17 protein-coding genes are annotated in these 18,561 nt (G+C 37.0%); 11 read left to right on the top strand and 6 right to left on the bottom strand.

What is annotated here, in order from left to right; translation table 11 throughout:
• Nucleotides 1-41: 41 nt before the first annotated feature.
• The 4 genes from AC4BHA_RS14550 to AC4BHA_RS14535 all read right to left on the bottom strand — a co-directional run bounded on the left by AC4BHA_RS14550 (nucleotide 42) and on the right by AC4BHA_RS14535 (nucleotide 3,291).
• Nucleotides 42-257, bottom strand: coding sequence for an alpha/beta-type small acid-soluble spore protein (locus AC4BHA_RS14550; RefSeq protein ID WP_066101945.1), 216 nt, complete (start codon nucleotides 255-257; stop codon nucleotides 42-44).
• 651 nt (nucleotides 258-908) lie between these two features.
• Complete coding sequence (locus tag AC4BHA_RS14545) at nucleotides 909-2,009, bottom strand: ABC transporter ATP-binding protein (protein ID WP_066101941.1); 1,101 nt, start codon at nucleotides 2,007-2,009, stop codon at nucleotides 909-911.
• Between the two features lie 135 nt (nucleotides 2,010-2,144).
• Nucleotides 2,145-3,044: a PucR family transcriptional regulator gene (locus AC4BHA_RS14540; protein WP_066101938.1), complete on the bottom strand. Its 900-nt coding sequence runs from the start codon at nucleotides 3,042-3,044 to the stop codon at nucleotides 2,145-2,147.
• A 31-nt stretch (nucleotides 3,045-3,075) separates the two neighbouring features.
• A complete protein-coding gene (locus AC4BHA_RS14535; RefSeq protein WP_066101936.1) occupies nucleotides 3,076-3,291 on the bottom strand; it encodes a YheE family protein in 216 nt (71 codons plus the stop codon).
• 199 nt (nucleotides 3,292-3,490) lie between these two features.
• Between AC4BHA_RS14535 and AC4BHA_RS14530 the strand changes: the two genes are divergently transcribed.
• The 5 genes from AC4BHA_RS14530 to AC4BHA_RS14510 all read left to right on the top strand — a co-directional run bounded on the left by AC4BHA_RS14530 (nucleotide 3,491) and on the right by AC4BHA_RS14510 (nucleotide 9,234).
• Nucleotides 3,491-4,627 (top strand): DUF445 domain-containing protein, encoded by a 1,137-nt coding sequence (locus AC4BHA_RS14530; RefSeq protein WP_139891507.1) that lies wholly within the window; start codon nucleotides 3,491-3,493, stop codon nucleotides 4,625-4,627.
• Between the two features lie 93 nt (nucleotides 4,628-4,720).
• The gene (locus AC4BHA_RS14525; protein ID WP_066101929.1) at nucleotides 4,721-5,071 is read left to right on the top strand and encodes a YlbF/YmcA family competence regulator; all 351 of its coding nucleotides are present in this window, start codon (nucleotides 4,721-4,723) and stop codon (nucleotides 5,069-5,071) included.
• A gap of 171 nt (nucleotides 5,072-5,242) precedes the next feature.
• Nucleotides 5,243-6,112, top strand: coding sequence for an HAD hydrolase family protein (locus tag AC4BHA_RS14520; RefSeq protein WP_066101926.1), 870 nt, complete (start codon nucleotides 5,243-5,245; stop codon nucleotides 6,110-6,112).
• A gap of 673 nt (nucleotides 6,113-6,785) precedes the next feature.
• Nucleotides 6,786-8,288, top strand: coding sequence for a coproporphyrinogen III oxidase (locus AC4BHA_RS14515; RefSeq protein WP_139891506.1), 1,503 nt, complete (start codon nucleotides 6,786-6,788; stop codon nucleotides 8,286-8,288).
• Nucleotides 8,289-8,442: 154 nt separating this feature from the next.
• On the top strand, nucleotides 8,443-9,234 hold the full coding sequence (locus AC4BHA_RS14510) for an enoyl-CoA hydratase (protein WP_139891505.1): 792 nt from the start codon (nucleotides 8,443-8,445) through the stop codon (nucleotides 9,232-9,234).
• A gap of 46 nt (nucleotides 9,235-9,280) precedes the next feature.
• Here the strand turns inward: AC4BHA_RS14510 and AC4BHA_RS14505 are convergent, their stop codons facing one another.
• On the bottom strand, nucleotides 9,281-9,466 hold the full coding sequence (locus AC4BHA_RS14505) for a YhzD family protein (protein ID WP_139891504.1): 186 nt from the start codon (nucleotides 9,464-9,466) through the stop codon (nucleotides 9,281-9,283).
• A 152-nt stretch (nucleotides 9,467-9,618) separates the two neighbouring features.
• Between AC4BHA_RS14505 and AC4BHA_RS14500 the strand changes: the two genes are divergently transcribed.
• From AC4BHA_RS14500 to AC4BHA_RS14475, 6 genes are all read left to right on the top strand, one after another.
• Nucleotides 9,619-10,518, top strand: coding sequence for an ABC transporter ATP-binding protein (locus AC4BHA_RS14500; protein ID WP_139891503.1), 900 nt, complete (start codon nucleotides 9,619-9,621; stop codon nucleotides 10,516-10,518).
• Nucleotides 10,511-11,749 carry an ABC transporter permease gene (locus AC4BHA_RS14495; protein ID WP_139891502.1) on the top strand — a complete coding sequence of 413 codons (1,239 nt, stop codon included), beginning with the start codon at nucleotides 10,511-10,513 and terminating at the stop codon, nucleotides 11,747-11,749. Before AC4BHA_RS14500 ends, AC4BHA_RS14495 begins: the two co-directional genes overlap by 8 nt.
• A gap of 216 nt (nucleotides 11,750-11,965) precedes the next feature.
• Complete coding sequence (locus AC4BHA_RS14490; protein WP_180349927.1) at nucleotides 11,966-13,189, top strand: metallophosphoesterase family protein; 1,224 nt, start codon at nucleotides 11,966-11,968, stop codon at nucleotides 13,187-13,189.
• Between the two features lie 18 nt (nucleotides 13,190-13,207).
• A complete protein-coding gene (locus tag AC4BHA_RS14485) occupies nucleotides 13,208-16,186 on the top strand; it encodes an ATP-binding protein (protein ID WP_139891500.1) in 2,979 nt (992 codons plus the stop codon).
• Nucleotides 16,187-16,251: 65 nt separating this feature from the next.
• The gene (gene yhaM, locus AC4BHA_RS14480; protein ID WP_066101894.1) at nucleotides 16,252-17,190 is read left to right on the top strand and encodes a 3'-5' exoribonuclease YhaM; all 939 of its coding nucleotides are present in this window, start codon (nucleotides 16,252-16,254) and stop codon (nucleotides 17,188-17,190) included.
• A gap of 109 nt (nucleotides 17,191-17,299) precedes the next feature.
• Nucleotides 17,300-17,470 (top strand): sporulation YhaL family protein, encoded by a 171-nt coding sequence (locus AC4BHA_RS14475; RefSeq protein ID WP_066101891.1) that lies wholly within the window; start codon nucleotides 17,300-17,302, stop codon nucleotides 17,468-17,470.
• Nucleotides 17,471-17,508: 38 nt separating this feature from the next.
• On the opposite strand, the gene AC4BHA_RS14470 is transcribed toward AC4BHA_RS14475, so the two are convergent.
• Complete coding sequence (locus tag AC4BHA_RS14470) at nucleotides 17,509-18,357, bottom strand: peptidylprolyl isomerase (RefSeq protein WP_066101888.1); 849 nt, start codon at nucleotides 18,355-18,357, stop codon at nucleotides 17,509-17,511.
• Nucleotides 18,358-18,561 lie beyond the last annotated feature (204 nt).

The following is an 18,561-nucleotide window of genomic DNA, read 5'->3' as shown; positions in this document are numbered from 1 at the left end:
GTTCGGAAGGGGGTTTTAGCCATTTTATATGAAATTTTTAATTAAGATTGAGATCTGCCGCTGATTTGTTGTTCACCCATACGAACAAGTCTTTTTGTGATTTCCCCTCCAACAGATCCGTTTGCGCGAGCTGTTGTTTCAGCACCAAGTTGTACTCCAAACTCAGTAGATATTTCGTATTTCATTTGATTGATTGCTTCTGCTGCACCTGGAGCAACCAATTGATTAGAGTTATTGTTTGAGCTGTTTTGAGCCATGATGTTAATCTCCTTTAAAAAAATGATTTATTTGGCTGGGTCAGTCGGATTTGAACCGACATACAGGAGATTATCGTATGAAATCTCCTAAGCCCTAAACGGCTTGACCCATTGATGTGAGTGCGTCTTTCTACTAGCTAGTATGGAAGGTCACACTTTAATTTATACATAGATATAAAAAGGTAAAAGCTGGAGTTGATAATATTCGTAAGGGTGTACAAGCAGGAAAATATTATCTGGATTCCATGAACATAAAAAATCTCATGGGTGAAACGCTAAGGAAAAGAAAAGGTTTGGAGAGGATAATATGGAATGTCCTTTATGTAATGGTCTAACTTCTATAGAATACTTATGTAAAAATTGTGATATAAATATGGAGGACTTTGGGAAGGTAATGGATTACTATGACGACTATAGTGCATACCTGGAAACCAATATACAAAAACAAACGGACGGAGATCCTCAATCGGTAAGACAAAATATATGCAAACATCTTTTATCCTGCAGTCAATGTGGAAACGACGAGGTAGTATCTATTCACGAAATGTATATTTGAGAATAATTATAATTCCTGAAAACTGAATTAAAGCCATATCAGGAAACAAAAAAGCCAAAATCCCGAGAGATTTGGCTTTGAGTTTTTATAATTAATTATGGGCGAATTCTTAACTCAGTGTCTTTATCAAAGAAGTGTGCTTTGTTGATATCTAATCCTAATTTAATGGTATCCATTGGACTGATATCAGAACGGGAATCGATACGTGCTACGATGGATTGACCTTCAATTTGAGTATAAAGCATCGTTTCAGCACCCATTAATTCTGCCACTTCAATTATGCAGCTGACTGTAGTTTCTGGGGATGCATCCATGAATATAGGTTCATCATGGATATCCTCAGGACGAATGCCAAGGACAACGTCTTTACCTATATAGTCTTGTTTACGCAAATAGCTTAATTTACCTTCAGGTACGGCGATGCGAGTGCTGCCGGTTACAAAATATCCATCTTCTAATTTACCATTAATAAAGTTCATGGCAGGAGATCCGATAAATCCACCTACAAAGATGTTTTCTGGATTTTCATAAACGTCTTTCGGTGCACCGACTTGTTGGATGAAGCCGTCTTTCATAACTACCAGACGAGTAGCCATTGTCATTGCTTCTGTTTGGTCATGTGTTACATAAATTGTAGTTGTATTTAATCTTTGATGAAGCTTAGCGATTTCAGCACGCATTTGTACGCGCAATTTAGCATCCAGGTTAGACAAAGGCTCATCCATAAGGAAAACTTTTGCGTCACGAACGATAGCACGGCCCAATGCAACACGCTGACGTTGACCGCCGGAAAGAGCTTTTGGTTTACGATTTAAATATTCCTCGAGACCAAGAATACGTGCTGCATCTTTAACGCGGCGATCGATTTCAGCTTTATCAAATTTACGAAGCTTTAGTCCAAAAGCCATATTATCATATACACTCATATGAGGATATAATGCATAGTTTTGGAAAACCATTGCAATATCACGGTCTTTTGGAGGTACATCATTCACGCGTTTATCATCAATATAGAAGTCACCTTTAGAGATTTCTTCTAATCCGGCGATCATACGTAAGGTTGTGGATTTACCACATCCAGATGGACCTACGAAAACGATAAACTCTTTATCTTTTATGTGTAAATTAAAATCGGTTACTGCAGTTACCTTATTATCATAAACTTTATAAATATTTTCTAATTTTAACTGAGCCATCTTTAAATGTCCTCCTTGATAACTATGTAATAATGAAACCCTTTTCACAAATAATTTTACTAGTCTAATAGTTAAAAATATATGTTCAATTTGCACAAATATAATGATTATGAAATGGGCTGGTTGCACTTATAGTTAATTTGTATTCTCCAGTAACCGGATAGCTAAATAGGCACATAAGCTGTCTTCGAATTTTCGAACATCGAGATTGGTAATTTCATAAAATTTATCAAGACGATATTTCAGACTGTTACGGTGAAGAAAAAGCTGTTTTGCAGCAACAGTAGCATTGGCATTAGCTTTAATGTAAATCATAATAGTTTGGAGTAGATCTTTTTCATTTTCTAAAGTGCCGAGTAGATTTTTAGCTAGAGTTATACATAAAGTTTGATTTTTACCTAGTAATAAAAGATCCAAAAAAGCTGAAGAAAAAGTAATGACTTTATCTTTTGAGTTATACAGACGTATGGTTTTAAAGCAAGTATCTTCTGAAGAAAAATACGTTATGATTTCATTCGAAAGCGGATAATTATTTCCTATAAATAAACGGAAATGTGCGTATAAATCGCTTTCAAGGGTATGAATGACAGCATTAAAATCTTGATTTGTGAGCAAAGTGGATTTGGTGTTTTCTATAATGACTCCGCTAGATGGGTCCTTCCAGCAAATGACCGGGTCATGAAAAAAGCCATTTATAGCATCGGAGAAGTCTGTAATATTAATATCATTGTTTGGAAGATTATAATGAATAAAGCGGTATGACCCATCTTCAATTTTCGGCAATGGTGCAGAATCCTGTTGGTATAATAATTTGTGCCAATGCATTTGCTGTGCAGATCTATTAAGTTCTTCAGTATGAAGCAAAAAGGGTTCTAAAAAAATATTTAATAGAGCCAATTGATCAGATGATACAGACCTTTTTGGAATACCGATATATTGATTCGCATTTTCTATGTACCAATAATAGGATTGATCCTCCAACGGATATGAAACACGGATTGCGTTGGGAAAGAGTATAAGTAAGTCAGTGTTCATGAGTAATCCTCCAAATATTTTGTATCATAGTCTATTGATTATCATATACATGATAAAGCATCAATTCGTGTACTCTAGATTCTAATTCTGCTTTAGCATAGTCAGATGGTTGTGTTTCAATCCAGGTAATAGAACCATCTTTATGGTAAACTCCTTTATAACGTTTTTTTTCAAAGTAGAAGGAAAACTTCCAACCAGGTATTTTTTCTGTTTCATATAATGATTTCCATTCAAAATGATTAATCAATAGATTGCACCTCAAATCTAAATTTAATAGCAATAATTATAATTATACACTTTAAATAAGCATTTATATCCAATTACAACCTCGCATAAAGAAAGCTGTCATCAAAATCTTTGAAAAATGGACACCGATGGTTGCAATTTAATAGTAGATAGGACTAAACTATTTCTTACAAACAGGAAGTTTTAAAAAGGAGTTACTTATGGGTACATTTATAACGATTATCACAGTGGTTGTAGTAGGGGCTTTAATAGGCGGTATTACAAACGCCTTGGCCATAAAAATGCTATTCCACCCCTACGAGGCTATTTATATCTTTGGTAAACGCTTGCCATTTACGCCTGGGTTAATACCGAAAAGACGAGACGAATTGGCTGAGCAGATGGGGAAGATGGTTGTAGAACACTTAATCACTCCAGAGAGTATTAAAAATAAACTGCTTACTGGTACTGTCAAAGTGGAAGCTAAGAGAATTGGAGAAAATATATTAGATAAAACAATTTTTTCTGAGATCTCTATAGAAAAGGCGCTTGAAAAAGCTGGGTTGGCTGACATTCCGGATTTAATCGTAAGAAAAATTGAATCGCATTCAACAAATTGGTTAGAGGATTGGTATTTGCAGCATAAAAATAAACCTATAGCAACCTTTATACCAGCAAGTGTTGAGGAGAAAATAGAGAACAAAATACCGGATGTATCTCATTATATCTTGGATAAGGGAATCGCTTTTTTTGCCAGCAATCAAGGTAAGGAAAGACTTCAAAAAATGGCAGATGATTTCATGAGGGAACGGGGAAAACTCGGTGGAATTATGCAGATGCTATTAGGAAATGTAAATCTTGGCGAGAAACTTCAGCCGGAGATTATTAAATTTCTCTCAAATCCTGGGACTAGGGATACGCTGACACAACTCCTGCATAGTGAGTGGCATAAAATAAAACATAAGCAGATTTCAGACGTGGAGGAATTCTATTCATTGGATGAAATGAGAAGTTTACTCCATAAAGGAATTATAACCGGCTATAAAAAAGTGGATTTATCTAATCTGACACTTAATCAGATAACTGGTGAATGGAATGAGACCATCAAGGGAAGATTGCTGCCAAATGTTATTGAAGAGGTTGCAGCGATTTTAATTGAAAAAGTACCAAGCATAATGGAAAAATTGAAACTAAAGGAAATTGTCCGTGATCAGGTTGCTTCTTTTCCGGTGGCTCGTCTGGAAGAAATGGTACTGTCTATCACAAAAAGTGAATTGAAAATGATTACGTATTTAGGAGCCCTATTAGGAGGCTTGATTGGAGTTTTCCAGGGAATCTTTATGATTTTGATGAATTAAAACCATTCCAGTAAACATACAATGGATGTATAATGCTTTCGATAATGGTATAGTAAGAGAGACTTCAGTGTAATAGAAAACAGGAGGTATATGATGTCAGTTAATTTATATGATTTAGCGTATACAGTAGAAAAAGGAATACGTGAAAGTGCAGAATACCAAGAACTAAAGAATCAATACAATGCGATAATGGCTGATGAGCAAGCAAGAACGATGTTTAACAATTTCAGAGATATTCAGCTAAATCTTCAGCAAAAACAAATGATGGGTCAGGAAATTACTGAAGAAGAAGTAATGCAGGCTCAAAAAACTGTTGCGCTTGTGCAACAACATGAAGCGATTTCTAAATTAATGGATGCTGAACAAAAAATGAGCGTCATCCTTACAGATCTCAATCGTATTATCACAAAACCATTGGAAGACTTGTACGGAACACAATCCTAAGCATATATGGAACCGATTAGTGTCGAAGCTTCTCTGCCAGTTAGATTTATTTAATTGGTGAAGGGAAGTTCAGGGCGCTAAATCGGTTCTTTTTTCTTTATAACTGTTCTATTTCTGCCAAAATCCTCATACAGAATGTATATGGGCATCATGAAAGGTGGATTGGACATCATGGTATATAAACTGTTAATGATTAATATGGATGGTGCACTATTATCTTCAAAAGGAAAACTCCACACTCATACAAGAGAATCAATTGAATACGTTGCTAAAAAGGGAGTAGAAGTAGCTCTGATGACCTCTGAAAATTATGACTATACACAAAGAACCGGAAAAGCTCTTAGATGTAATCCGCATATTATTGCGCATCAGGGTGGCTTTATTTTGGAGAATCTTCATAATCCTATTTTTGTTAAGCGAATACCTGAGAACACTACCCTCGATATCATTCGTTTTTTAGAAAAATTAAGCGGGCACATCCGTTTAATTCATGAGGATATGACAATCGGAAATAGAATGGATCTTCCAACACCGCTCTTTGCAAGAATCAAATGGACGCCGGGAGAGACCAATATATATGCCCAGCAATTTGTAGATTCTCTAGATGAGTATTTACGCACCCATCCGATGTCTCCATTGCAAATTGATATATATATAGATAAGAAACAGGACAGAATAGATGCAAAGTCTGGTCTTGAAGCGATGTTTGAAAACGTAATGATCCAGGAGAGTCATCCGAATAAACTTGTGATTTTACCAGAACAAGTCACAAAAGAGAAGGCTTTTAACTACTTATTAAAAAACAGGGGTATAGCAGCAAATGAAGTGGTCTTAATTGGCAGTGATCAAGATGAATCGGAGCTGGTAAGAAATGTGGGACTTGGTGTAGCTGTGGCAAATGCTGATGCAGCGGTAAAGCGCTCAGCCAAATGGATTACCCGCAGTAATGATGAACTGGGTGTGGCCTATCTCATTAAAGAGGTATTCAGAAGACAGCATCCAATTGGCTTCTTAAAAAAGATGAATATCAAAACTGACTAAATAGGTGTTGAAGGTGTTTTTTACCACCTACCAAAAGGATGGCTCCTCTGGGGTTATCCTTTTTTATTGGGCTTCGGTAATAAATATTGTCGGTTTAGGGTTTCGTTATGATGATAAAGGTGCTATGGAGGGCTGAAACAGTTTTCTTGGCAATTAAATTAATTTTGTGTACTTAATTCTTGGCAAGAGATGTAGGATATTCAGCCCAACGAGGATGAATCCAGCCGAATTGAGCATAGATTCAGCTTAACTTCGTAATAATCCGGCCGATTCAGCTGAAAATCCAGCCAAACTCCGTAATAATCCAACCGATTCAAACAATAATCCAGCCAAACGCCTAAATGGGGCCATTCCTTTACTCTTTTGATGGAATCCAGCTTCGGCTTCTAGGAACTCAAGTCATCAGTAAATACTCAGCGGAGGCCTGCAGGATTTAGTTCACAATGATCTTTCTACGCGATGTGGTGCTTCTTAGTCTTTGCTCAATAGGACCCTTCCTCTCAGTACTCTTCTTATGCTTGTCGCTCCTGGACAGTCTCCTAAGCTTTTTTATTGGCTGAATAGCTTCATTCCCAAATAGTCATGATAAGGAAGAGATGGTTTATTTGTGATTGACCGCTGTCTTGATGTTCAGTAAACTGATATGGATTGAATTTTTGAAAAGGGGATAGGCATGCGTATTTTAATAAATGGCATTGAGGATGAAAGGCTGTATCGGCCCTTATCTTTAATTGCGGACTTATTTTTTGAAGAGGCAACACTGCTTAATAGCGATGAATCACCATCGGATTTATCAATTACATTAAAACAAGAAATGATTAATCATACATTATATACAAAAGCGATACTAGAGGATTCTACATCTAATAAAGTACATGAATCCACATTTGAAAGAGATGTCTTGAATCAGGCGGATGAAAAGGCTCTTTTTAAGCAAAAAAAGCATTCCTATTCTTATGTTTTTTTAAAGGTTTTGGAACAACATACAGGAATGATTCAGAAGTGGGGATTGTTGACAGGTGTTCGTCCCACAAAATTGTGGCATCAATATGTGAAAAAGAATATAGATGCATCTGTTGCCAAGAGAGAGTTGAGCGCCTCCTACTCCATTACAGACGAGAAATTAAATTTACTGGAGGAAATTGCTGACCGTCAATTAGAAGTCATTCCAGATTTATATGATTTGAAAAGGGAAGTGAGCATTTATATAGGAATTCCTTTCTGCCCTACTAAATGCGCCTATTGTACATTCCCCGCTTATGCAATTAATGGACGTCAGGGAAATGTAACATCATTTCTGGGTGGACTGCATTATGAAATGCGAGAAATCGGTAAATGGCTGAAGGACAATCATATAAAAATTACTACTATTTACTTTGGCGGCGGTACACCTACGAGTATATCAGCTGAAGAAATGGACATTCTTTACGAGGAACTATATGAATCATTCCCTGATATTAAAAATGTACGGGAAATTACGGTGGAAGCAGGTCGGCCGGATACGATTACACCGGAAAAATTGAAGGTCTTAAAAAAATGGAATATTGATCGAATCAGTATTAATCCACAGTCCTATACACAGGAAACATTGAAGGCGATTGGGCGACATCACACGGTAGAGGAAACAATTGAAAAATATAAACTGGCTAAAGAGGCCGGTATGAATAATGTGAATATGGATTTAATTATAGGGCTTCCGGGTGAAGGTGTCCCTGAATTAAAGAATAGTTTACACGAAACAGAAAAATTGATGCCGGAATCATTGACTGTTCATACGTTATCCTTTAAACGGGCTTCTGAGATGACGAGAAATAAAATGCGCTATAAGGTTGCGGATCGTACGGAAGTAGAACAAATGATGAATGAAGCTGAAAAGTGGACTGCAGCCCATGGATACCATCCATACTATTTATACAGGCAAAAGAATATACTGGGTAACCTGGAGAATGTCGGATATTCATTACCTGGAATGGAGAGCTTGTATAATATCCTGATTATGGAGGAGCAGCAAACGATCATAGGACTTGGATGTGGGGCAGCAAGTAAATTCATTGATCCTGATACTGGAAAAATCACGCACTTTGCCAACCCAAAAGATCCAAAATCCTATAATGATAGTTATGAGCATTATACAACTAAAAAAATTGATTACTTAAAAGAATTATTTTTGCGCTGAAATTAACAAACCGAGTTCTTGTTTGGATGAAGAACTCGGTTATTTTTTCTTCTAATATACAAATAATTCTAATAAATTACACCTTTTTTGTGTTAAAACGCTTACATAAACCTTTATAATAAATATATATCAAATTTGAAAGGGGATTTTGCCAGTGAAACCTGCCTCTATTATCAAGAGCGTGCTTGTGGAAAAGGAAGGCACTGTAGCTACCGTGTCATTAAACCGTCCTGAAGTATTAAATGCTCTTAATAAAGAGATGCTTGTTGAATTAAACAAGGAATTAAAAGCATTGAGTCTTGATGAGGAAATTACAATTATTATTCTTAAAGGAAATGGCAACGGATTTTGCTCAGGCGGCGATATAAAATCGATGTTTAATTTAGGCAGTGAAAAAGATTTTTATGGAATAATGGATTGTATTAACGAACTAGCCATGGCCATGTATACGATGCCAAAATTAACAATTGCAGCAGTTCACGGGGCAGCAGCGGGACTTGGATTCAGCCTTGCCTTGGCCACTGACTGCATTATTGCAGAGCAGGAGAGTAAATTAGCCATGAATTTCATTGGGATCGGCTTGATTCCTGATGGCGGAGGGCACTTCTTTCTAGAACGAAGACTGGGAGAATTGAAAGCTCAGGAAGTAATCTGGGAAGGTAAAGTGATGAGCGCTGAGCAGGCATCAGAAATTGGATTGGTTGATCTGGTAACAACGAATAGCCTTGAGGATGAGGTTCAGAAAAAGGTAAAAGAATGGCAGGCAAAACCAATTTTGTCTATGATCCGGACGAAGAAAATTCTTGCTGAAACAAATCGTCCTAAGCTATTGAAGATGCTTGAATTGGAGAAATACTCGCAATATGTAATGAGACAAACAGAGGATCATGAAGAAGGTATCAAGGCGTTTGTTGAGAAAAGGAAGCCTAATTTTAAAGGGAAATAAAAAGGTTTGTATGATTCCGTTATAAACGGATCATACAAACCTTTTCTTATCTATGGAATAATAGTAGCTTGCCAAGCGGTGAGGTGAACCGATGTGTCTTTTCTTCGTATTCTTTTTCAGCTAAAAGCTTTTGTCCAAGTTCTTTTGCGCTTTCATCATTCTCTGCCTGAATCGATTCTTCTAAAATCTTTTCACCATCTGCTTCAAACACGGTTAATTTATAGATTTTCATCTTTATTCCTCCTAAATTCAGCTGATCAGCAGTTGATATTATTTTCGCATAAGAAGACAAAATTTGTAAAGTTTAGAATTACCTTTCAATTCTCTGGGCGGATAGATTAGAATATATATAGACATAAAAATTGATAAAAGGGGGAAATGCTTTTGACTTTACTGGTAAATAACGTAGTAAAACAATTTGGAGAATTTACAGCAGTAAATCATCTTTCACTTGATGTGGGAGAGGGAACGATGTTTGGTATGCTCGGGGCAAACGGGGCTGGTAAGACTACTACTTTCAGAATGATTCTTGGTTTATTGGACCCTACAGAAGGGAGCATTAGTTGGAAGGGAAGGAAAATTGACTATTCCACAAGCTCGACGATAGGTTATCTTCCTGAAGAGCGAGGGTTGTATCCAAAGATTAAAACGGGTGAACAATTAATTTATCTGGCTCGTTTGCGAGGGATGAACAAATTGGATGCAATGCAAGAAGCAAAAGTCTGGTTGGATCGCTTTAATGTCCCGGAATATTTCGATAAAAGAGTTGGTGACCTTTCTAAAGGAAATCAACAAAAAATACAATTTATTGCCTCTGTTATACATAAGCCAGAATTGTTAATTTTGGATGAACCATTTAGCGGTTTGGACCCTGTAAATGTTGAATTATTAAAAAAAGCGGTTCATGATTTAAGAAAAAACGGAACAACTATCGTCTTTTCCAGCCACCGTATGGAACACGTAGAGGAATTATGTGAACAGCTCTGCATACTTAAGCAAGGAGAGGCAGTCGTTAATGGTTCACTAAAGGATATCAAGCGTTCCTATGGCAAAAAGAATGTATCTATACATGCTGATTTTGATCTTAAATTCCTGACTGATTATCCTGGTGTGACAAAAGCAGTAGAAGTAACGGAAGGAATTCATTTGCAAATTGCGGATGAGAAGAATGCCGAATTAATCTTACAGGATACAGTTAAGCGTGGTTTCATACGTAAATTTGAATTGGAAGAACCATCCTTGAAGGATATCTTTATTGAAAAGGTTGGTGCTCAATATGAATAAGTTTTGGATTATGACATTTCAGACGTATATATCAAAGGTTAAAAGTAAGTCATTTGTCATTTCGACTGCAGTTATTTTATTAATGGTTCTCGCTTTTACGAACTTGGATCGAATTATCGGTTTGTTTGATGAAGGTGATACAACAATTGGAGTTGTGGAAAATTCAGGCAATTTCTATGCCGCACTGGAAAAGCAGCTTGATAGTAGTGGGAGCGAATTAAGCCTGAAAGCATATAAATCTGAAACTGAAGTAAAGAAAGCTGAAGAAGAGGGAGAATTGGAAGGATATTTATTGCTTGAAGAGCAAGACGGTATTCCAATAGGTGTCTATAAGGCCCAATCCATCGCCAATTCAAATGAAAGTACAGAAATTCAAAATGCTTTGCAGCAAATACAAACAAGTATTCTAACAAAGCAGGTTAACATAACAGATGAGCAGCTGGCAGCTATCTATAAGCCAGTTTCCTTTGAAGTCGTCCCATTAAATAATCAGGCTAAATCAGAGGAAGAGCTTAATCAGGCCCGCGGCCTAGTCTATGTGATGATCTTTGTCATTTATTTCTCTGTTATTGTGTATGCCGGTATGATTGCCAACGAAGTGGCCATTGAAAAATCATCACGTGTGATGGAGATCTTAATTTCAAGTGTGTCACCAATTCAGCAAATGTTCGCGAAAATCACTGGAATTGCTCTGCTGACATTGACACAGCTTGCCATATTTGTGCTGGTTGGATATTTATCATTTAAAAGCAGCAGTGGGATGGGAGAAATTTTCGAGGCTTTTGGCTTTGACAATATGAAAGCGAAGACGATTGTTTATGCGGTTATATTTACCTTCTTAGGCTATTTATTATATGCAACAATGGCAGCGTTTCTTGGTTCCTTAGTAAGTAAGATTGAAGACTTGCAACAAATGATCATGCCAATGACCATGCTGGTTATCCTGGCTTTCATGCTTGCCATGACCGGGCTTGGCAATCCGGAAGCAACCTTTATAAAGGTGTCATCCTATATTCCGTTCTTCACGCCTATGCTAATGTTTATGCGTATAGGAATGCTTGAAATATCCAATATCGAAATTGCGATAAGCATTGGTATTCTGCTTGTGACGATTGGACTATTAGCCTATTTTGGAGCTAAAGTCTATAAAGGCGGAGTTTTAATGTATGGAAATTCAAGTTCTTTTAAAGATATTAAAAAAGCACTTGATTTAACAAACAGCAATAAGTAAACAAGGACTCACTTCCAAATGGGAAGTGAGTTTTTTATGGTTCTTAGCAGTAAATTTAGTTTGCCTAAATAAAGAAATCCTTTGCAATCCCCTTGCTCATTACGGGGAGGTCATATTTATCTAATTGTATTTGTATATGAGATAATTAAATTTACGTTTTTTTTGATTAAAAGAACAATCGTTTGTAGTAAAATGGCATGGAAGGAGTGTGGTACAGTGCGAGGCGTAAAATTTATACATGCAGCTGATCTGCATTTGGGCAGCGTTTTTTCAGGATTTCAGCATATGCATAGTGCCATTTATGACAAAATAAAAAACAGCGGATATTCAGCATTAACAAGGCTTGTGGATACGGCAATTCAGGAAAGAATCGATTTTGTTATTTTTGCTGGAGATATTTATGATAATGAAGAACGAAACTTGAAGGCACAATTGAAATTTAAGGCTGAAATGGAAAGATTGGAAAACTATTCGATTCCTGTCTATTTAATTCATGGAAATCATGATTACATGAATGGGAATTACTTTGATATAAGCTTACCAGCGAATGTTCATCTGTATGGACGCGAAGTAGAAGTTAAACAATTTATTAAAGAAAATGATGCAACTACCGTAAATCTTTATGGATTCAGTTATGATAAGCGCCATATACATGATCGGGTTATTCAGGAGTATAAAAAGGCAGACGATGCTGATTATCATATTGGTATATTACACGGTAATTTAGATGGAGAGAGTGCTCATGGAAACTATGCTCCTTTTACCAGAAGTGAGCTGCTTAGTAAGCAATTTGATTACTGGGCTCTGGGGCATATCCATAAACGAATGGAAATTCTGCAGGAACCACCAGCCATTTATCCAGGCTGCTTGCAGGGGAGAAATAAAAAAGAGACAGGTGAAAAAGGCTTCTATCTAGTCTCCATGTCAGGGTCAGATACTTCTTTAGAATTTGTACCTGTATCGACAGTTGAATGGAAAACGGAAACCATTCAGGCAGATCATATTTCATCTGTAAACGAACTTATTGCTGAACTGGATAAAATAAAAGAGGGTGCGTATGAGCCGGATAAGTCTATTCTGCTGAATATCATGATCGATGCATCTGATTGCAAAATGAATCCTGAATGGCTGTTTGTGGATATGGATCATTTACTTGAAGGTCTACAGGATGAGGAGATGGATGAGATTTCTGTATGGATTCATTCCTGTACACTGATTCCACCCCGCTATGCAAGCGGAGGCGGAGAGCTGTCTGATACATTTATAGATGAACTTTTGAGGACAACTGTCAATATGAATTCTGAACAGTATCTGAAATACGGGGAAGCTCTCTTTACTCATTCTGCGGCAAGGAAATATATAGAGCCATGGGAGGAAAACGAGTGGCAGCAAATCTTGGACGAGGCAACGCTTGAATTAGTAAAGCGCCTGAATCGTTAAAAATGAGGAGAAAATGCTTTGATTATAAAGAAAATACATATATATGGATTTGGTAAATTTGTAGACTACAAACAAGAATTAACATCAGATATAAATGTATTCTACGGAGAAAATGAGGCTGGTAAATCAACGATTTTTTCCTTTATCCATGCCATGTTATTTGGATTCCCTGCTAAGAACCAAACAACAGCCTCCTACGAACCGTCGGGGAGCGGCCGGTATGGTGGAAAACTGGTCATTGAGCTCCCTGAAATAGGTGAAATAACGATTGAAAGAGTTAAAGGGCACCAGGGTACAGAATGTGGAGTTTATAACAGGTTTGGGAGAATAGGGGGGGAGGAGAAAATAAAAGAATGGTTGAAGGGAGTCGACCGAAACTTCTATGAATCTATATACTCCTTTAATCTAGACGGCTTGCAGGATATCTATCGTCTGGAAGAAGATCAATTGGGCAAATATCTCTTTTTTGCTGGCATGAGTGGCAGTGAAAGGCTTTGGGAGATGGAAGCAGGCTTGCAAAAGCAAATGGACAGTCTATTTAAGCCAGGTGGAAAGAAGCCTATTCTGAATCAAAAGCTGGCTGAATTAAAGCAAAGCTCCCAGGCAATTCAAAAAGCAAGGGAGAAAGAGAAAAGCTATAATACCTTTTTGAGCGAAGAAAGGGAACTAAGTAAAGAAATTTCGCTCACTCAAGAACAAATAGAGCGAATAAAAACGAACTTAATTCATTTAAAGGACTGGAAGAGACTGTTGCCATCCATTCAGGAGCTTGCTTCCATTGAAGTGCGCCTGTCAGAATTAGAAGAATCTCCTTTTCCGGTAAATGGGATGGGGCGCATGGGAAAGATAGAGGCTGAAAGGTCGGCAAAGGAAACATTTCTGCAAACTCAGTTAAATAAATTGAAAGTACTCCAAAATGAAAAGGATTCCCTCCAAGTCAATGAACAGTGGCTGGCAAGTGGGGAGAGGGTACGTCAAGCCGAGCTTTATAGTGATAAATTGATCATCCTACTCGAAGAAATTAGGACTCAATCGATCGAATTAAAGCATATAGAGGATAAAATCATTAAGCTTCAGGGAGAATTACATACACAATTTGATCCTGTTATGGTTGAAAGTTTTGATACAAGTATCTTTCGGAAAGAAGAAATTAAACAGATAGAATTAGAGAAGCATACACTTGCCAAAAAGAAGATGGAGCTTGATGCTCAGCTTGAAAAAGAACGAGTCAAATTGGAACAAATCGAGCAAATCACTGAAATTTATGAGAGAAAATTGCTGCCTGAAAATGAAAGAGAAAGGCTTAAAAGAATAGTAGAGCAGTATGAACATGCTGACAAGGCAGCACAGGAAGAGAAGTCAGCCAAGGAAGTCATCCAGCGATTAAAGCAACGAAGGAATCAAGCGTTGGAATCAGAGAAAAAGGGTAAGAAAAAACAGAAAGTTATTCTGGGCTCGGTCTTACTGGCTTCCATTTTGGCGGTTCTTTTATTAATCTTAGGCGGACAGCTTGGCGTTGCATTGATTGTGGCGGTTGTTGGTATCGTACTCGTTATATATATAAATTCGATGAATGGCAATCAATTGCAATCTGAGGAATTAGCGAAAGAAATTAACTACTATGAGGAAATTGTAAAAAAATCATCTTCGATTTCAATTGATGAACAAAGCTACAGAATGCAAAAAAGTATGCTTGAAGAGGATACGGCAAATCGAGAAAAATACAAGCTGGAATCACTGCGCAAAGAGCAACAGGAAGCAATATTTGACAGTTTAATTGATTCCTTTGAAGAATGGGAAAAAGAGTTGGCGCTTTGTAAACATAAATTGATTACGCTCGGAAATGAATGGTCATTGCCTAATGAGGTGTCATGTACGATGCTTTCAGATGCTTTTGAGCGAATTGAACAAATTAAAAACCTTATGTTGGAGAAGAGCAAACTCATTTCATTGCTTGCTTATACAGAGGAGAAAAAGGATGAGTATATCCGCTATATAGGGAAGCTTTCAGAGGAATTTGGTGTTACGGGCACTCAAAGTATCGAGCAAATAAACTACTCTATTGTTCAGAAGTACAAAGAGAATGAATTGGTCAATAGGCAAAAAAATAATATGCTCGAAAAAATACAGGAGCTCGAGGAAGAAATTATACCTTTAAAGGACTTGTGCAGACAGCTAAATCAAGAAAAGCAGCAATTGCTTCAGGAAGCAGATTGTCATGAAGTGGAAGGGTTCTATCAGCGCGGTAGAGATGCCGAAGAAAGAAGTCAGCTCAGCATAGCAAAGAGACAATTGATTGGGCAGCTGGGACGTTATGCAAATCTCGATCAGTACCATTCTGTTACAGACTTGGTTTTAAAGGATAGAATTGAGGAACAAGAGGCTGAGCAGTCTTCCTATGAATCAACATTAAATCGGTTACGAAAAAGACTTGCAGAGGTAAAGTACGAGATAAATAGGCTTGAGGAGGATGGAACAGTAGAGGCGTTGCTTCATAACCATCAGCTTTTAAAACAGGAATTTCAAGTGTTGGCTAAGAAGTGGACAACGCTCAGCCTCATGAAGGGGACTCTGGCTGAGTCTATAACGACGTATAAAGAAGAAAAACTGCCTGCAATTATTGAACAAGCTAATGGGTATCTACGTAACCTTACGAATGGAAGATATGAAAAAATCCTATTCTCAGAAAATGGTGAGGGACTCTCTTTATTGGACCATAGGGGATTAGAGGTTCATTCGAAAAATTTGAGCAGAGGGACGGCAGAACTTACTTATGTATCTATAAGGCTTGCTTTAGCGGGTACGATTGATGGAAGAAAAGAATGGCCGCTGATCATGGATGATACGTTTGTCAATTTTGATGATAAGCGAACGGAAAGAATGATTTCTCTATTAAAGCATATTAGTAAAGAGGGGAATCAGGTTCTCTTTTTTACCTGCCATGATCATATTGCTGCGATGTTTAATGGGCAGAATATCATCCAATTAACAAGATGATTTTTAATATTAATTTGCCTTCGCATGATATAATAAATATTGGAATGGACCGGGGAGGGATATACATGAAGGGAATTGCCCATCATGAAGTTGGAGATACGATAGATCTTCATCTATTCATAAAGAATGCTATAAAAGGAACAGCAAGTAATGGAAAACCTTTTTTATCTTTAATTTTCCAGGATAAAAGCGGAGAAATAGAAGCAAAGCTTTGGGATGTAAAACCTGAGGATGAACAGCTGTATATGCCGGAAGCAATCGTACGGGTAACAGGAGATATACAAAATTATAAAGGTAAGCTTCAGCTTCGGATTCGATCAATTCGCCTAAAGTACGATAATGAGACGGTTAATATTGCTGATTTATTGCCGACTGCTCCTCTTGGAAAAAATGAAATGTCTGAAACGATTACAAAATATATATTCGAGATGACGAATCCTAATATACAGCGGATTACTAGACATTTGGTTAAAAAATATTTTAATGAGTTTTTGGAATATCCTGCTGCCACGAAAAATCACCATGAATTTTTCTCTGGTCTGGCATATCATGTTGTATCGATGTTAAACTTAGCAAAATCAATTGCTGAGCTATACCCATCATTAAATAAAGATTTATTATATGCGGGAGTCATCCTTCATGATCTCGGAAAAGTGAAGGAACTATCAGGACCAATTGCGACTACTTACACAGTGGAGGGCAACTTGCTTGGCCATATTTCCATTATGGTGAATGAAATCGGTAAAGCTGCTGATGAATTAAATATTCAGGGGGAAGAAGTTCTTATTCTTCAGCATATCGTTTTAAGCCATCATGGAAAAGCGGAATGGGGAAGTCCGAAACCGCCATTGGTTAAAGAGGCAGAGGTTCTGCATTATATTGATAATTTGGATGCGAAAATGAATATGATGGATCGTGCGCTTGATCGGGTAAAACCGGGAGAATTTACAGAGCGAATCTTCCCTCTCGATAATCGCAGCCTTTATAAACCGAATATCAAATAGATTATCGATTTTAAAAATATGCTTTCCTTTAAGTGGAAAGCATATTTTTTTTTTAAAAGCATATAGTTTTAAAAAGGATGCTTAATCCTTAAGGAGGGGGAGGACAAGCTTGTCAATTTTTATTGGAGTAATCATAGCTGGTATCTTCTTTAGTGCCTTTATGACCATAAAATCAATCAGGGAAGAGCAAAAAGTTGATGAATCGTGGATTGAACAGGAGGGGAATGTTTATATAGAAAGAATGGAAGAAGAAAAAAGAAAAAGAGCAATGGCACAATAAAAACTCGACCAAACCGGTCGAGTTTTCTGTTTCACCTATTAGAATGCATCTTTTAAATCTTTATCTTTTACTTCAACATCAGCATCATCAATCACTTTTTGAATAGCTTCTTGAGCTTTTGCGGAATCTAGCTTGGTCATTTTAACGTTTCTAGTTACTTCATCTTTGGATTCTTCAAAAGAAGGATTGTCATTTTCTTTCTTCTCTGTTACTTGAATGATATGGAATCCATGCTCAGTTTGTACAGGATCAGAAATTTTGTTGACTTCAAGGCCGTATGCAGCATCTTCAAATGCAGTTACCATTTGTCCAACCCCAAACCAACCAAGGTCTCCACCTTTATCTTTATTGGCTGTATCTGTTGAATATTCTTTTGCCAAATCCTCGAATTTTTCACCTTTATCAAGCTTAGCCTTTACTTCTTTCGCTGTTTCCTCATCTGCTACAAGAATATGGCGAGCTTTTAAGTCGATTTTATATTTGTTATTATAGTAATCCTTAAGTTCTTTATCTGTTACTTTGATTGTATCAAGAGCGGCTTTTTCCTGTAAAAGATTGAATTTCACAGATTCTTTAAAAGCTTCTTCATCTTTAAAGCCAGACTGTGCCAAAGCTGCTTCAAAATTTTCGCCAAGATTTTCTTTGGCTTCTTCAACCTGTTTATTCACTTCTTTATCTGTTACTTTATATTTATCAGAGAGAACTTTTTTATATACGAGTTCTTTTACTGCTTGATCCCCGTATTGATCTTTTAGTTGTTGATAAAGCTCCTCTTTAGTAACATTTCCTGCTTTCGTTTCTACCACTGCTTCATCAGATTCATTATTGCAGGCTGCAAGACTGACAAGTAAAGCTGCTGATGCCAACGTAATTAACCATTTCTTCATCCATTACACTCCTTTTAGCGTGTTGCCAAGTAAAAGTATTTCATAACAAGCCTAACTATAACACAAAAATTCTGTTAAAAAAAGGATAAGCACAAATGTTATTTGATAATTATAATAATTGGAACAATCTTACTTAAATTCTAATCAGCGTTTTCATGGAATCTCATGTGTTTTTAAGTCTGTTTAGGGTCTTCATTAAAAATC

Source organism: Pradoshia sp. Z3_51 (assembly GCF_058215915.1).
Note: the sequence above shows the minus strand (reverse complement) of the source record. Positions and strands in the feature narration are given on the sequence as shown.